Source organism: Parvimonas sp. D2 (assembly GCF_035282635.1).
Lineage (GTDB): Bacteria > Bacillota > Clostridia > Tissierellales > Peptoniphilaceae > Parvimonas.
Map to the genome: position 1 here is coordinate 1 of NZ_JAYKBO010000101.1, position 239 is coordinate 239.

The following is a 239-nucleotide window of genomic DNA, read 5'->3' on the forward strand; positions in this document are numbered from 1 at the left end:
ATCGAGGTACAGGAAGTTGATATCTGCGCGGATATCCATTGCCTCACATAGTTCCATGAACTCTTCAACGATCAAGCCAAAACGCATAGCTAGGCGAAGTTTGGTAATGTGGGAGAAGTCTTCCTTGGCATCAGCAGGCTGCACAATCGGCAAATCGTAGACACGATGAAAAACCTTCACCATGTCGCGGATCGATGCAGTACCTGCCAGACTCCGCATAGCCAGATTGCGTACCTGCT

1 protein-coding gene is annotated in these 239 nt (G+C 49.4%); it reads right to left on the minus strand.

Annotated features, from left to right (window positions below):
- Window positions 1-239, minus strand: a 239-nt coding sequence (locus VJI77_RS07725; protein WP_323989016.1) for a hypothetical protein, incomplete at both ends; no start/stop codon positions are given.